Source organism: Microbacterium tumbae, from assembly GCF_054780175.1.
This window is the reverse complement of sequence record NZ_BAAGWV010000001.1, coordinates 514,030-529,164: the sequence shown is the minus strand read 5'-3', so window position 1 is coordinate 529,164 and position 15,135 is coordinate 514,030. Positions and strand designations below refer to the sequence as shown.

The following is a 15,135-nucleotide window of genomic DNA, read 5'->3' as shown; positions in this document are numbered from 1 at the left end:
TCCGACATCTGTGCAGCGGGCCCGCGGATTGTCGCGTGCATCCGTCAGCACCCCTAACAAATCCGTCGTACTCTGGGAGGACGACGGAAGGGACTGCGGATGCGCGTACTCGGACTGCTCTCGGGCACCTCTCACGACGGCATCGACGTGACCGTCGTCGACTTCGCCGAGGACGGGGGGATGCTCCAGGGGGAAGTGCTGCACGAGGACAGCGTGCCGTACGACCCCGCGCTCCGCGCCAGGCTCATCGCCGCGCTGCCGCCGTCGCAGACGACGCTCGCCGAGGTCTGCGAGCTCGACACGCTGATCGGCCAGGCGTTCGCGGAGGTGGCGGCGGACGCCGCCGCGGCGGTCGGCGGCGTGGATGCCGTCTGCACCCACGGCCAGACGGTCTTCCACTGGATCGACGGCGATCGCGCCCGCGGCACCCTCCAGATCGGGCAGCCCGCATGGATCGCGGAGCGCGTCGGCGCACCGGTGGTCTCGGACGTCCGCATCCGCGACATCACGGCCGGAGGCCAGGGCGCTCCGCTGGTGTCCTTCCTCGACGAGCTCCTGCTGAGGGGAAGGCCTGGCATCTCCGCAGCGCTGAACCTCGGCGGCATCGCGAACATCACGGTGGTCGGCCGGGAGGCGATCGCCGCATACGACATCGGCCCGGCGAACGCGCTCGTGGACGCCGTCGTCACCGCGTGGGGGCTGAACGACCTCGGCTACGACGCGGATGCCGCGATCGCGCGCACGGGACGGGTCGACGAACCGCTGCTGGCCGCACTGCTCGCCGACCCCTACTACGCGCTTCCCGCCCCCAAGAGCACGGGCAAGGAGCATTTCCATCTCGACTACGTGCGCTCCCACCTCTCGGGCCGCGGCATCGCCGCTCCGGATCTCGTCCGCACCCTCGCCGAGCTCACGGTGCAGACCGTCGCGCGCGACGTCCACGCCGCGGGCGTCGGCTTCCTCGCCGTCTCCGGCGGAGGATGCCGCAACCCGCTGATCATGGCCGGCCTGCGCGCCGCGCTTCCGGAAGTCGAGGTCGTCCTCGCCGACGAGCTGGGAGCATCGGCCGACGCCAAGGAGGCGATCCTGTTCGCCCTGATCGGCTGGTGCACGATGCACGGCGTGCCCGCGGTCGTCCCCGGCGGGACCGGTGCGCACGAACCCCGCATCCTCGGGACGATCACGCCGGGGGCGGGACCGCTGCGGATGCCGGAGCCCGTCGATGCGGTGCGCGGCCTGAGACTGGGCTGAGCCCAGGGCTCAGGCGGTCACTTCCGGTCCTCGTCCCACGGCCCCTCCCACCAGTTCCCCGGCCCCTGGTCGTCCGGACCGCGCCGTCGTGACCGCACGAGCTGCACGATGGTCACCGTCAGGCCCGTCAGCCCGATGAGGATCAGGACGAGGAACAGCAGATCGCTCTGGTTCACGAGCGCCCGCCTCCTGCGCCGGCCGCAGGGATCCGTCCGCCGTCGCGAAGAGAGCCCATCTCAGACCTCCGGGAGCAGATCCGCGACCGAGTCCACGATCTCGTCCGGGCGGAACGGATACCTCTCGATCTCCGCCTGATCGCTGATGCCGGTGAGCACGAGCACGGTGTGCAGACCCGCCTCGATGCCCGCGACGACATCGGTGTCCATCCGGTCGCCGATCATCCCGGTGCGCTTCGAGTGCGCGCCGATCTTGTTCAGCGCCGAGCGGAACATCATCGGGTTCGGCTTGCCGACGACGTAGGGCTCCTTGCCGGTCGCCTTCGTGATGAGAGCGGCGATCGCTCCCGTCGCAGGCAGCGGCCCGTCGGCGCTCGGACCGGTGGCGTCGGGATTGGTGACGATGAAGCGGGCGCCGCCGTTGATGAGCCGGATCGCCTTGGTGATCGCCTCGAACGAGTAGTTGCGGGTCTCGCCGACGACGACGAAGTCGGGCGCCGTCTCGGTCATCACGAAACCGGCCTCGTGCAGGGCGGTGAGGATGCCGGCCTCGCCGATCACGAAGGCGGTGCCGCCCGGGACCTGCTGCGCGAGGAAGTCCGCCGTCGCGAGGGCGGAGGTCCAGATGCGCTCCTCCGGCACGTGCAGGCCGCTCGCGCGGAGGCGGGCGGAGAGGTCGCGGGCGGTGAAGATGGAGTTGTTCGTCAGAACGAGGTACTCGGTGCCGGACGCCTCCCAGCCCGCGAGCAGCTCGGAGGCGCCGGGGATGGCGTCGTTCTCGTGCACGAGAACGCCGTCCATGTCGGTGAGCCAGCATTCGATCCCGGTGCGTTCAACCATGTGCTCAGCCTATGGGGCGAGGCCATGCGGAGGCCACGTGCGTCCGGCGTGCAGCACGTTTGTCCGTTCTGCAGGACGATCCTCGCGTTATGCAGGACGACGAGGGTGTCGAGCCGCCGACACGCCGTCACTGCGGTCTCGCGCTGCTGAATGGTCCTGCGGAACGGACACGCGGTCCTGCAGAACGGACACGTCGTCCTGCAGAACGACACCCGAGGCGAGAAGACGAGCCCCGGCGGCCGGTCAGCCCTTGTGCTGGGCGCGGTACTCCGTCGGGTTCACCCCGTGCACGCGACGGAAGTGCCGGGAGAAGTACAGCGGGTCGCCGTATCCGACGGCGGACGCCACCTCGCCGATGCTCAGTGTGGTGCCGTCGAGCAGGGCCCGTGCCCGCGCCATCTTGAGGGAGGCGTGGAAGGCGGCGGGGCCCCCGCCGGTGGCCTTGCGGAAGAGCGCGCTGAGGTGCGACGGCGACATGCCGACGATCGCGGCGAGCTCGGAGACGTGGATGCTGCCGTCGAGCCGGGTCTCCAGATAGCGCATGGCCCGCTCCAGCGGTGACCCCTCCGCGGGCAGGATGCTGTCGGCGGTGATCCGGGTGAGCAGGTGCCAGGCGATGCCGGATGCCGTGAGCAGGTGCGCGGGAGAGAGGCGCCGCTCCAGCAGCGACACGAGCTCGTCGAAGAGCAGCACCGCCCGGTCGAGGGCCCTCAGCCGGGTCACGTACCGGTGCGAGCCGAGGGCGGGGCCGGTCAGCTCGGCGACGTCGGTGCCTCGAACGTGCATCCACCAGATCGTCCACGGATCGTCCATCGAGGACTCGTACTCATGCGGCATCCCCGCGGGGACGGTCACGCACGCCGAGGGCGTCAGGATGAAGCGCTCTTCGCCGATGCGCACGGCCCCCGTCCCCGCCGTGCACAGGATCACGATCGTCTCGGGCGCGCCCTTCGATCTCTCCCGCCGGTGTCCGCTGGCCTGGGGGAAGTATCCCGCATCCGTGACGGTGAGCCGCCTGGTCCCCTCACGGCTGAGCGCGGCGTCGACCTGCGGGCGCGGCACGACGCACAGCCGCTGGTTGGGGAATCCGTCCCAGCGATAGTGCGGGATGTCTCTGATCACTGTTTTGTCCATATTGACCCTCGTTCTCACCATACCCGGCGGAGGGTGCAGCTTCTAGCGTTGAGCATGATCGGCAGCACCGCGGCGCGCATCGGCGCGCCCGAGCGACAAGGAGGACGGCGATGGCCGCTGAACGCAATGAGGTCGTGGTGGACGGGCAGGAGGCGACGATCGCCGCAGACGCCCCCCGCACCGACGCGATCGAACTGCCCAGCGCACCGGCTGACCTGCAGGGCAGGCTCGACGACGGTGCGGCGATCGCCTGGCGTGAGCCGCTGACCATCCGCACGTACGCAGCGGAGGAGCCGAGCCGCTATCCCATGTACCTGGACCACCGCGTGTACCAGGGCTCCAGCGGGCGGGTGTATCCGATCCCGTTCACGGAGAGCGTCGACGAGGAGTCCGCCCTCCACGACTGGGACGCGATCCATCTGGAGAACGCCTATGTCCGTCTGGTGATCCTTCCCGAACTGGGCGGTCGCATCCACATCGGCTACGACAAGACCACCGGGTACGACTTCTTCTACCGCAACAACGTCATCAAGCCCGCTCTCGTCGGCCTCGCCGGTCCCTGGATCAGCGGCGGCGTGGAGTTCAACTGGCCGCAGCATCACCGCCCTGCGACCTATCTCCCCGTCGAGACGGCCATCGAGACCGAGCCGGACGGGACGGTCACGGTGTGGTGCCACGACCACGACCCGTTCGCGCGCATGTCGGCTCAGCACGGGATCCGCCTGCGTCCGGACAGCTCCGTGGTCGAGCTGGCCGTGCGGCTGCACAACCGCACGAACGAGCGGCAGACCTTCCTGTGGTGGGCGAACGTCGCCGCCCGCGTGCACGACGACTACCAGTCCTTCTTCCCGGAGGACGTGCGCTATGTGGCCGATCACGCGCGGCGTGCGCTCACCGCGTTCCCGGCCGCGGATCGCCCGTACTACGGCGTGGACTACCCGGAGCTCGCCGCCGAGCATCCGGGCGCCGACCGGATCGACTTCTACCGCAACATCCCCGTGCCGACCTCGTACATGATCGTCGATTCGCAGCAGGACTTCTTCGGCGGATACGATCACGCCGCCGGCGCCGGGTTCGTGCACTGGGCGGAGCGGCGGCTCTCCCCCGGAAAGAAGCAGTGGACCTGGGGGAACGCGCCCTTCGGCCACGCCTGGGACGCCCAGCTCACCGACGGTGACGGTCCGTATGTAGAGCTCATGGCCGGGGTCTACACCGACAACCAGCCCGACTTCACCTGGATCCTCCCTGGCGAGACGAAGGTGTTCACCCAGTACTGGTACCCGATCCCCGAGATCGGGCCCGCCCATCAGGCCACGCCGGATGCCGCCGTGGGCGTCGACCGCGCGGCGGGCGTCACGGCCCGCTTCGCCGTGACGTCGCCGCAGCGGGGCGCAGAGCTGCGCATCCTGCGGGCGGGGGAGGAGATCGTCTCCCGTACCGCCGACCTCGTCCCCGGCGCGCCCGTCGCCCTGCACGCCGACGTCGAGGACGACGGCACCGTCGCCGCCGAGCTCCGCGACAGCGCGGGCCGTCTGCTGGTCGGCTGGAGCCGCACCGAGGCGGACGACGAGGAGCCCTGGGTCGCGGAGGAGCCGCCGGCGCCGGAGGCGATCGAATCCGTCGAGGAGCTCTATCTCACAGGCCTGCATCTGAGCCAGTACCGGCATCCCACGCGTTCTCCGCTGCCGTACTGGCAGGCGGCGCTGCGCAAGGATCCCGGCGATGTGCGCACGAACCTCGCCGTGGCCGACCGCGACTACCGGGCGGGCCGCTACGCGCAGGCGCTCGACCGCATCGACCTCGCTCTCGAGCGGCTGACGCGCCGCAATGCGAATCCGCAGGACGCCGAGGCGTACTATCTGCGCGGCCTCGCCCTGGCCCGTCTCGGCCGGCCGGCCGAGGCGGAGCGGGCCTTCGGCAAGGCCGGATGGGATGCCTCCTGGGCCGGCGCCGCAGGCTTCGCGCTGGCGCAGTCGCTGGCAGGGCGCGGTGAGAACCGCGCGGCCCTGCGCGTGCTCGACACCCTCGACGGCGTCGTCGGGCACGACACGAGGCGCATCGCGCTGCGGGCGATCCTGCTGCGCCGTCTCGGCCGCAGCGCAGAGGCGCAGGAGCTGATCCTGGCGGCGCTGGTCGCGGACCCGCTCGATGCGACGCTGCGCGTGCTCGCCGGCGTCGAGGTCTCGGACGACGCCGGTCTGCTCGTCGACGTGGCGCTCGACCTGCGCGACGCGGGGGAGCTCGATCAGGCCCTCGGCCTGCTCGATGAGGTCGCATCCCTGCCCGCCACGGGGGGCGGGAATCTTGGGCCCGTCGCGCACTACCTCGCGGCGGCCATCGAGGACGGCAGGGGGGCGGCGGGGGCGGCGGCAGCACGCCGGTCTCTAGCCGTGAGCGCCGATCGCACCTGGGCCTTCCCCGCAGGGCTGGACGCACTGGACGCGCTGGATGCGGCACTCGCGGCCGATCCCGAGGACGCGGTGGCGCGCGCACTGATCGGGATGCTGCTCTACGGTCTTGGCCGTCGTCGCGACGCGGCCGAGCACTGGGAGAGCGCGATCGCCCTCGGGCTGGCCGACCCGGTCGTGCTGCGCAATGCAGCGCTCGCCGCCTTCAACGTCGCGCATGACGACGCGCGGGCGTGGGAGCGGTACGAGCAGGCGATCGCGCAGGCGCCGGACGATGCCAGGCTCCGGTACGAGCAGGATCAGCTGGCCGTCCAGCTCGGCCACCCTGCGGCCGAGCGCCTGGCGCGCCTGGCGCCGGTGGAGGAGCTCGTCCTCACGCGCGACGACCTCACCATCCAATACGTCACGCTGCTGGTCGCCTGCGGCGACGCCGGCCGGGCTTTCGAGATCCTGACGACGCGCTCCTTCCATCCGTGGGAGGGAGGCGAGGGACGCGCTCTCGCGGCGTGGGATGCCACGCTCGCGGCGAACGGCCTCCCCCTCGCCGAACCGCCGGGGACGCTGGGAGAGACGCGCGCGCAGTACGTTCCGCCGGTCGCCCGCCATGACGATGGGAAGACGGACTACTTCGCGACCAGTCTGCCGGAGCTGCTGCTGTTCTCCCGGATCGCCGGTGACGACTGAGCCGGCGATGCTCCCGGTCTCGGGGGCGCCGTTCGAGCTGCGCGCGGGGGAGTACCGGGCTTCGATCGCGGGAGTGGGAGCCACTCTGCGCGCGCTGCGTCACGGCGAGCGCGATCTGATCCTGCCCTTCGACGAGGATGAGCTGCGACCGGCCATGCGCGGTGCGCTGCTCGCGCCGTGGCCGAACCGCACCGCCGACGGACGGTATGCGTTCGACGGGGTGCACCACCAGCTCGCCATCAGCGAGCCGGCGACGCGGAACGCCATCCACGGGCTGGTCGCCTGGCTCGCCTTCGCACCGGTCGTGCAGGAGCCGGATCGGGTGGTCCTGCGCGGCGTGATCGAGCCACAGCCCGGCTACCCGTGGCGGGTGCGGATGCTCGTCTCCTTCGTCCTCACGGAGTCCGGTCTCATCCAGGGGATCACCGCCGTGAACGAGAGCGGCACGCCTGCCCCCTACGGCGTGGGCGGGCACCCGTACCTGCTCGCGGGGCCGGGCGGCGCCTCGGCGATCGACGCCTGGCGGCTCGAGGTGCCCGCGGATCGGGTGCTGCTGAGCTCGGCGGACCGGATGCTGCCGACGGGGGAGGCCCGGGTGCGGGACCACGGGGCGGGCGGGCTCGACTTCCGCCGGAGCCGCGTCATCGGAGGCGCCGTGCTCAACCATGCCTTCACCGATCTGGATCGTCGCCCCGACGGTCTCACGGCGGTGCGTCTCACGGACGAGAACGGCACGGGTGCCGAGGTCGAGTGGGACGACCGCTGCCCGTGGGTCCAGGTGTACACGGCCGATGAGGCGGAGGGGCCCGAGTATCGCGGCGCCGTCGCCATCGAGCCGATGACGTGCCCGCCCGATGCGCTCAACTCCGGGATCGACCTCATCGCGATCCCGCCGGGCGGGTCCGCGAGCGTCGCCTGGACGATCCGAGGCCTCGGCGCGGTAGGAATCCGCCATGCGTCCATGCATGGTGGTGATTGTGGTCCGGAAACAAGCGGTCCGGAAAGTCGGGGCGGCCCTCGGTAGAGGAGGATCGTCCATATGGACAGTCCGATCGTCCTGCGGTATTCGCTCGGGGCACGCGTAACGTCATAGTGCGAGACCTGGACATCCTCCTCCGGCCACGGCGCCGTGAGATCAACGAAGATAAGGAAAGCGGATGAAGATGACGACACAGCGGTCACGATGGATTCGCGCTGCGAGCGCGGTGGGAGCGGCAGCGCTCTCGCTCGCGGTGCTGAGCGCATGCTCCTCGGGCATGGAGACGCCGCCGCCCGGAGCGGCGTCGTCCGCACCCAAGGACGGAGACCTGACCATCGCCTTCCTGCAGAAGCAGGGCGATCAGCAGTACTTCATCGATGAGGTCACGGGTGCGCGGGATGCCGCGGACGCCCTGGGCGGCGTCACCATCAATGCGGTCGACCTCGGAACGGACTCGAACAAGGCGATCTCCGAGGTGGAGGCCGCGATCGCGCAGCAGGTCGACGCGATCATCATCGTCGTGCCCGACCAGCAGATCGGCCCGCAGGTGATCCAGCTCGCCGATGACGCCGGCATCCCGATCATGGCCGCCGACGACACGATCGAGGATGGCGCCGGGAACCCGGTGCCCTTCACCGGGTTCGACGGCATCTCCATGGGCGAGCAGGTCGGCGAAGAGGCTGCCCGTCAGTACCAGGAGGCCGGCTGGACGGCGGCCGACACCCGCATCCTCTCCGCCTACAAGGAGGACCTCTCGGTCTGCCAGCAGCGCGTCGAGGGTGCGCAGACCGCCTTCACCGAGGCGATCGACGACGCGCCCGAGATCATCGACGTCGGCACCGACAACTCGGTCACCGACGCTCAGGACAAGGCGGGCGCCGTCATCACCGCGAACTCCGGTGTGCAGCACTGGATCGTGTGGGGCTGCAACGACGAGAGCGAGACGGGCGTCGTGACGGCGCTGCAGAACTCCGGCGTGGCACCTGCCGACATCATCGGCGTCGGGCTCGGCGCCTACCTCACGTGCAAGGACTGGAACGCCGGGCAGGACACCGGCAACAAGGCGGCGCTGTACATCTCGGGCATCGAGGTCGGCAAGGCCGCCGTGAACTCGATGGTCGCGCTGCTGCGCGACGGCACGCCGCTTCCGCCCCAGACGATCGCCGACACGCAGATCGTCGACGCGAGCAACTGGGAAGAGGCCGGGGTCGTCTGCACCTGATCGGATGCCGGGGCGAGGAGGGCAGGCCCCTCCTCGCCCCGATGCGTTCGCGAGCCCGCCCACGAGAGGAGAGACGTGTCTGAGGAGAAGATCGCGCTGCGCGCGACAGGTGTGACGAAGAGCTTCGGCGCGGTGCGCGCGCTGCGCGGAGTCGAGCTCGAGCTGCGGGCCGGAGAGGTGACCGCCCTCATGGGCGAGAACGGCGCGGGCAAGTCCACGCTGCTGAAGATCCTCAACGGGGACTTCCGCCCCGACGACGGCGCCCTGATCATCGACGGCGAGCCGGTCGTGTTCTCCGATCCCGCCGATGCGCGCGCCGCGGGTCTGCGCGTGATCGCGCAGGAGCCCGAGATCATCGAGGCGGTGTCCGTCGCGGAGAACATCTTCGTCGGCGCCCTCGGCACGTTCGCCTTCAACCGGCGCGCGGTCGTCGCCAGAGCGAGGGCGGAGCTGAAGAGATGGGGATTCGACCGCGCCATCCGCGCGGACGCCCTCGGATCCGAGCTCGCACCCGCGCAGCGCCAGATCGTGGAGATCATGCGCGCGGTCGTGAGCGGCCCGCGCATCATCTGCTTCGACGAGCCCACCTCGTCGCTCGGCGATGAGGAGGTCGACATCCTGTTCCAGCTCATCCGGCGGCTGAAGGCGGACCGCGTGGCGATCGCGTATGTCTCGCACCGCATGGGAGAGATCTTCCAGCTCGCGGACCGCATCACCGTGCTCCGCGACGGCGGCTTCGTGGGCACCAAGCTCGTCGGAGAGACGGACAACGACGAGCTCGTCCGCCTCATGGTGGGCCGGGACCTCAGCCAGTTCTTCCGCCGCGACCCGGCTCCGCTCGGCGACGTCGTGCTGGAGCTGCGCGGCGTGACCAACGACCTCGTCCACGACATCGATCTGACCCTCCGCGCCGGCGAGGTCGTCGGCATCGCCGGTCTCGTCGGCGCGGGGCGCAGCGAGCTGATGAAGACGATCGCCGGGGACTTCCCCATCTCCTCGGGCGAGATCAGGGTGGCGGGGGACGTACGGCGCATCCGCCAGCCGGCCGACAGCATCCGAGCCGGGATCGGCTTCGCCCCCGAGGAGCGCAAGGCGGAGGCGTTGCTGCTGCAGCGCTCCGTGCGCGACAACGCCGCGCTCGTCGTCCTGCGCACCCTGTCGCGCCTCACCTTCGTGAAGGCGCGCGCCGAGCGCGCGCTCGCCCAGCGGTACATCGAGCGGCTCCGCATCCGCACGCCTTCGGCGGAGCAGCTGGTCGGCAACCTGTCCGGCGGCAACCAGCAGAAGGTCGTGCTGGCGCGCTGGCTCGCCACGGAGCCCACGCTGCTGCTCCTGGACGAGCCGACCCGCGGCATCGACGTCGGGGCGAAGTCGGAGATCTACGGGATCATCGACGAGCTCGCGCATCAGGGCGTCGGCGTCATCGTCGTCTCCAGCGAGCTGCCGGAGGTGCTCGGCGTCTCCGACCGCATCTATGTCATGAACGGCGGTCGCATCGTCGCGGAGCTACCGCGGGCCGAGGCGACCGAAGAGCGCATCCTGGCGCTTGCCATGGACGAGGAAGTCGCGGCATGAGCGCCGCAAACGAAAGGAAAGCCACCGTGACCACCGCTGAACGGACCGTCGTCGAGAACGCGGCCGACCGGACGGGACGCTCGTCCCTGCGCTCCCTCGTGAGCGTCGTCGGCGTGCAGAACATCTCGCTGCTGATCGCGATCGCGCTGGTCGTGGCGATCATCGGTCTGCAGAACCCGCTGTTCTTCACGGCCGCGAACCTGCGCGTGATCGGCACCGCCATCGCGATCGTCGGCCTGCTGGCGGTCGTGCAGACGATCGTCATCATCCTCGGCGCCCTGGACATCTCGGTCGGGTCGTTGGCCGGCCTGACATCCGTGGTCTCCGCGATGGTGTTCACCGCCACGGGATCGGCTGCGCTCGGCGTCCTCGGCGCGATCGCGATCGGCGTCGTCTGCGGCCTGGTGAATGGATGCATCATCGTGTTCGGCCGGGTGAACCCCGTGATCGCGACGCTCGCGACGCTCGCCGCGTTCAAGGGCGTGGCGCAGCTGATCTCCGACGGCCGGGCTCAGGGCTACACCGGGGCCGACCCGTTCTTCGTCTTCCTGGCCCGTGGCGCGATCCTCGGCATCCCGACCCTCATCTGGGTGCTCGTGCTCGTCGCAGCCCTCGCCCACGTCGTGCTGCGCTACACGACGATCGGGCGCAACATCTACGCGGTCGGCGGAAACAACATCGCGTCGCGTCTCGGGGGCATCAACATCAACCGCTACATCATCGGCGTCTACATGGTCACGGGCGCCGTCGCCGCGATCGCCGGCGTCCTGATCACGGCGCGCACCGGCTCCGGACAGCCCATCTCGGGGTCGGAGGGGCTGGAACTGCAGGCGATCACGGCTGCAGCTCTCGGCGGTGCAGCGCTCAAGGGCGGCAAGGGAGCGGTCACCGGCACCATCCTCGCCGTGATCCTCCTCGGTGTGCTGACCAACGGGATGACGCTGCTCGGCGTGAACACCTTCTGGCAGAACGTCGCCCAGGGCACCCTGCTCGTCGTGGCCGTGGTGATCCAGCAGCTGCGTTCCGGCGAGCGCCGGATCGGCATTCCCGGCTGAGGCATCCTGCGCAGGCCACACGCGTCTGTTCTGCAGGACGAGCTCGCGTTATGCAGGACGAGCGGCCCGCCGGCGGCGTGACACGCCGCCGATACGGCGGTGTGCTCGCCAACGGTCCTGCAGAACGGAGAGGCGGTCCTGCAGAACGGACGCGCGAGGCGCGGCAGACGGACTGCTAGGCGCTGAGCCAGACGACTTCGTCCGCTCCGTCGGGGAGTTCGATGAGAGCGCCCTCGAGGAGGACGCCGGGGTCTGCGATCCGGATCACGGAGCCCACCCCGATGCCGCACGCCTCGAGGGCGCGCAGCACCGCGGGCTCGCGGTCGTCGACTCGCAGGACGCGGCCCTCGTGATCCGCCGGAGCGTCGCCGAGCAGCACGAAGGGCTCGCGGGCGACGGTGCCGTCAGCGTCAGGAATGGCGTCGCCGTGCGGATCGAAGCGCGGCCGGCCGAGGCGGGCGTCGATGCCCTCCAGCAGTCGATCGCTGATGGTGTGCTCGAGCACCTCCGCCTCGTCGTGCACCTCGTCCCAGGCATAGCCGAACTCCTGCACCAGCCAGGTCTCGATGAGGCGGTGCCGGCGGACCATCGCGAGAGCGCGCGCGGTTCCGGCATCCGTCAGCCGCACGGCCCCGTACGGCACATGCGAGACGAGGCCCGCGGCGGCGAGCTTCTTGACCATCTCGGTCACGCTCGACGGCGCGATGCCGAGTTTCGCGGCGAGCACCGAGGGGGTGATCGGGGCGTCCTGCCACTCGGTGTGCGCGTACACCGTCTTCAGGTAGTCGTCAGCTGCGGGGGATGCCACGCTCCCAGACTACTCAGGCCCCCGTCAGGACGAGGAAGAGCAGGGCGGCGTTCAGGGCGATCAGGAGCACGGATGCGATGATCCCCGCCGCCGTCGTCCAGACCCGGTTCGTCCAGGCGCCGAGCGTGCGCCTCTGGGCCGTGAGCGCCACGAGCGGGATCAGCGCGAACGGGATGCCGAAGGACAGCACCACCTGGCTGAGCACCAGGGCGATCGTCGGGTCGACGTTCAGCCCGAGGATCACGAGTGCGGGGATGAGGGTGACCAGTCGCCGCGCGAGCAGCGGGACGCGGACGTGCAGCAGCCCGTGCATGATCTCCGCTCCGGCGTAGGCGCCGACGGAGGTCGAGGCGAGCCCGGAGGCGAGCAGGCCCACCGCGAAGAAGGCGGCGACGACGGGGCCGAGGCCTGTCGCGAGCGCCGCGTGCGCGCCCTCGAGCGAGTCCGTGCCCTCGATGCCTGCGAGGTTCGCGGCGGCGAGCAGCAGGATCCCGAGGTTCACCGAGCCGGCGATGACCATCGCGATCGACACGTCCCAGCGCGTGGCCGTCAGCAGGGTGCGGATGCGTCCCGCGTCGCGGCTCCCTGCGGCGAACCGGTCGCGGCTCAGCGCCGAGTGCGCGTAGATGGCGTGCGGCATGATCGTGGCGCCGAGGACGGAGGCGGCCAGCAGCACCGATCCGGTGTCCTCGAAGCGGGGCACGATGCCGCCGGCGACGGCGGCCGGGTCGGGCGGTGCGATGAAGACGCCGGCGACGAAGCCGACCGTGATGATGGCCATCAGGCCGATGATCACGAACTCGAAGGGCCGGGGGCCGCGCCTGCTCTGCACGGCGAGCAGGGCCATCGAGACGGCGCCGGTGATGATGCCGCCCGCGAGGAGCGGGATGCCGAACAGCAGGTTGAGGGCGACCGCGCCTCCGATGACCTCGGCGAGGTCGGTGGCCATCGCGACGAGTTCCGCCTGCAGCCAGTACGCCCGGCGGGCCAGGGGGCGCCGCAGGCGCCGGCCGAGGATCTCGGGGAGGCTCTGGCCGGTGACGACGCCCAGCTTCGCGGAGAGGTACTGGATCAGCCAGGCCATGACATTGCCCGCGAGGACCACCCAGACGAGCAGGTAGCCGTACTGGGCGCCGGCGGTCATGTTGCTCGCGACGTTCCCCGGATCGAGGTAGGCGACGCCGGCGACGAGTGCCGGGCCGAGCAGCAGGATGCCGCGTCGGACGCTGGACCCGGTGGGCTGCGCGCCGTCGATTCGAGGAGTTTTAGGCACACCGAAACACTACCGCGGGTTCGGGCCGCCTAAAGGGGGCGGTCTGACCTCGTGATCCGGCGTCGCTCGGGCAGTCCTCGTGCGGACCCGTCCTCCGGCTCTCCCGCCGGGACAGAGGCCTCCGTCCCGGCGAGTCGTCCGGCGCCAAGCGGGGAGCCGGCTCGAAGGCGTCCCACGAGGTCCGCGGGGGACGTTCTCCAGCCGGTGCGAAGCTCGGCATGGGCGACGTGCGGGCGGTGCGGAGGGGCGCGCGGCGAGACGGCGACGACGCGCGGCCGGATACCCTTGCGAGGTGAGCGAGACCCCGGAACGCAGTACGCATGGCCTCGGTCCCTGGGAGGGGGAGCGGCCGGCCGGCGAGCAGTTCGATCCCGAGCTGCTCGAGCACGGAGACACCCGCAATGTGATCGACCGCTACCGGTATTGGCGGATGGAGGCGATCGTCGCCGACCTCGACACCCGACGGCATCCGTTCCACGTCGCGATCGAGAACTGGCAGCACGACATGAACATCGGCTCGATCGTGCGCAGCGCCAACGCCTTCCTCGCCGACACCGTCCACATCATCGGCCGGCGCCGCTGGAACAGGCGCGGTGCGATGGTGACCGACCGCTATCAGCACATCGTGCACCATGAGGACGTCGCCGCGTTCGCGGCCTGGGCGGCGGAGGCTGGCATACCGATCGTCGCCGTCGACAACGTCGAGGGCGCGATCCCCGTCGACAGGGCCGAACTGCCGGAGAGGTGCGTGCTGCTGTTCGGCCAGGAGGGCCCCGGGCTCTCTCCCGAGGCGCTCGCCGCGGCATCCGCGCACATCGAGATCACGCAGTACGGGTCGACCCGTTCGATCAACGCGAGCGCGGCCGGGGCCGTGATCATGTACGAGTGGTGTCGGCGGCACGCCTGAGCGGTGCGGACCTCAGGCCCGGAATATTGCCTATTGTCCTGCTTTCCGAGGTGCGCCATTCTGATCTCAGCGGGAGCAAAGGCTGAGGGGCCGAGCACCATAGGAGCGCTCCCCATGATGAAGGGGTTATTACATGAAGGCACAGTCGAGCGCGCCCTGGGGCCGCAAGAGGAAGATCGCCGCTGTTGCGGTTGGCCTGCTGGTCGTGGGGGTCGGAGCGACCTACACGCTGGCGAGCTGGAACGATTCGGAATGGGTGTGGGGCGGCGTGGACGGTGACCCCGGCCTCGGCACCAGCGCGTTCGAGGTCCTGCAGAACACGGATCCGGATGTGGACGAGGCCGCATGGGTCAACGAGGAGGCGAACCCCGGCGGCGAGCTGCTCTTCTCGCCCGGCGCCCTGGCACTGACGCCCGGTGACACGGTCTATGCGCCCGTCGCGCTCCAGACGGACGAGGTCTCGCTCGGTGCGACCGTCGAACTGCAGGGTGCTGTCGCGGCCGCAGACGCGACGATCGACGACGAGGACGGCGATCTGTTCGCAGCCGTGCGTGTCTCCGTCTACACCGCTGCCGGTGCGGCCGCTCCGACCGCTTGCGAAGCCGATTTCGTCGCGACAGGCTGGACGCAGATCGTGACCGACGCGGCTCTCGGCACCGTCGCGTCGGCGACCCAGTCGCTCGCCGCCGATGCCGGCTCGACCCAGCACTACTGCTTCGCCATCACGCTTCCGACGGGTTCCCCCGACACGCTTCAGGGCAGGACGATCGCACCGGCCTGGGAGTTCGCGTCGGAGTCGGTGTCCTGACGTCCGGCGAAGCGG

General features: G+C 70.4%; 13 protein-coding genes. 8 read left to right on the top strand and 5 right to left on the bottom strand.

Going from position 1 to position 15,135, the window contains the following annotated elements; translation table 11 throughout:
• The first annotated feature begins 99 nt into the window (after positions 1–99).
• Positions 100–1,251 carry an anhydro-N-acetylmuramic acid kinase gene (locus ACYVGQ_RS02465; protein ID WP_460782924.1) on the top strand — a complete coding sequence of 384 codons (1,152 nt, stop codon included), beginning with the start codon at positions 100–102 and terminating at the stop codon, positions 1,249–1,251.
• A 17-nt stretch (positions 1,252–1,268) separates the two neighbouring features.
• Here the strand turns inward: ACYVGQ_RS02465 and ACYVGQ_RS02460 are convergent, their stop codons facing one another.
• From ACYVGQ_RS02460 to ACYVGQ_RS02450, 3 genes are all read right to left on the bottom strand, one after another.
• Positions 1,269–1,427, bottom strand: a complete 159-nt coding sequence (locus ACYVGQ_RS02460; RefSeq protein ID WP_460782923.1) for a hypothetical protein — start codon at positions 1,425–1,427, stop codon at positions 1,269–1,271.
• A gap of 60 nt (positions 1,428–1,487) precedes the next feature.
• Positions 1,488–2,267, bottom strand: a complete 780-nt coding sequence (locus ACYVGQ_RS02455) for an HAD-IIA family hydrolase (RefSeq protein ID WP_460782922.1) — start codon at positions 2,265–2,267, stop codon at positions 1,488–1,490.
• A 243-nt stretch (positions 2,268–2,510) separates the two neighbouring features.
• The gene (locus tag ACYVGQ_RS02450) at positions 2,511–3,389 is read right to left on the bottom strand and encodes an AraC family transcriptional regulator (RefSeq protein WP_460782921.1); all 879 of its coding nucleotides are present in this window, start codon (positions 3,387–3,389) and stop codon (positions 2,511–2,513) included.
• A gap of 122 nt (positions 3,390–3,511) precedes the next feature.
• Here ACYVGQ_RS02450 and ACYVGQ_RS02445 point away from each other — a divergent pair, with 122 nt between their 5' ends.
• From ACYVGQ_RS02445 to ACYVGQ_RS02425, 5 genes are all read left to right on the top strand, one after another.
• A complete protein-coding gene (locus ACYVGQ_RS02445; RefSeq protein ID WP_460782920.1) occupies positions 3,512–6,493 on the top strand; it encodes a DUF5107 domain-containing protein in 2,982 nt (993 codons plus the stop codon).
• On the top strand, positions 6,483–7,517 hold the full coding sequence (locus ACYVGQ_RS02440; RefSeq protein WP_460782919.1) for an aldose 1-epimerase family protein: 1,035 nt from the start codon (positions 6,483–6,485) through the stop codon (positions 7,515–7,517). The genes ACYVGQ_RS02445 and ACYVGQ_RS02440 overlap by 11 nt, the downstream gene beginning before the upstream one ends.
• 133 nt (positions 7,518–7,650) lie before the next feature.
• On the top strand, positions 7,651–8,694 hold the full coding sequence (locus tag ACYVGQ_RS02435) for a substrate-binding domain-containing protein (protein WP_460782918.1): 1,044 nt from the start codon (positions 7,651–7,653) through the stop codon (positions 8,692–8,694).
• Between the two features lie 75 nt (positions 8,695–8,769).
• On the top strand, positions 8,770–10,269 hold the full coding sequence (locus tag ACYVGQ_RS02430) for a sugar ABC transporter ATP-binding protein (RefSeq protein WP_460782917.1): 1,500 nt from the start codon (positions 8,770–8,772) through the stop codon (positions 10,267–10,269).
• 26 nt (positions 10,270–10,295) lie between these two features.
• Positions 10,296–11,324: an ABC transporter permease gene (locus tag ACYVGQ_RS02425; protein ID WP_460782916.1), complete on the top strand. Its 1,029-nt coding sequence runs from the start codon at positions 10,296–10,298 to the stop codon at positions 11,322–11,324.
• A gap of 175 nt (positions 11,325–11,499) precedes the next feature.
• Here the strand turns inward: ACYVGQ_RS02425 and ACYVGQ_RS02420 are convergent, their stop codons facing one another.
• A complete protein-coding gene (locus ACYVGQ_RS02420; RefSeq protein WP_460782915.1) occupies positions 11,500–12,132 on the bottom strand; it encodes a metal-dependent transcriptional regulator in 633 nt (210 codons plus the stop codon).
• A gap of 13 nt (positions 12,133–12,145) precedes the next feature.
• Positions 12,146–13,405, bottom strand: a complete 1,260-nt coding sequence (locus ACYVGQ_RS02415; protein WP_460782914.1) for an Nramp family divalent metal transporter — start codon at positions 13,403–13,405, stop codon at positions 12,146–12,148.
• Between the two features lie 292 nt (positions 13,406–13,697).
• On the opposite strand from ACYVGQ_RS02415, the gene ACYVGQ_RS02410 reads away from it, so the two are divergent.
• Both ACYVGQ_RS02410 and ACYVGQ_RS02405 read left to right on the top strand, forming a co-directional pair.
• Positions 13,698–14,312: a TrmH family RNA methyltransferase gene (locus ACYVGQ_RS02410; RefSeq protein ID WP_460782913.1), complete on the top strand. Its 615-nt coding sequence runs from the start codon at positions 13,698–13,700 to the stop codon at positions 14,310–14,312.
• 133 nt (positions 14,313–14,445) lie between these two features.
• On the top strand, positions 14,446–15,120 hold the full coding sequence (locus ACYVGQ_RS02405; protein ID WP_460782912.1) for a SipW-dependent-type signal peptide-containing protein: 675 nt from the start codon (positions 14,446–14,448) through the stop codon (positions 15,118–15,120).
• The last annotated feature ends 15 nt before the right edge of the window (positions 15,121–15,135 follow it).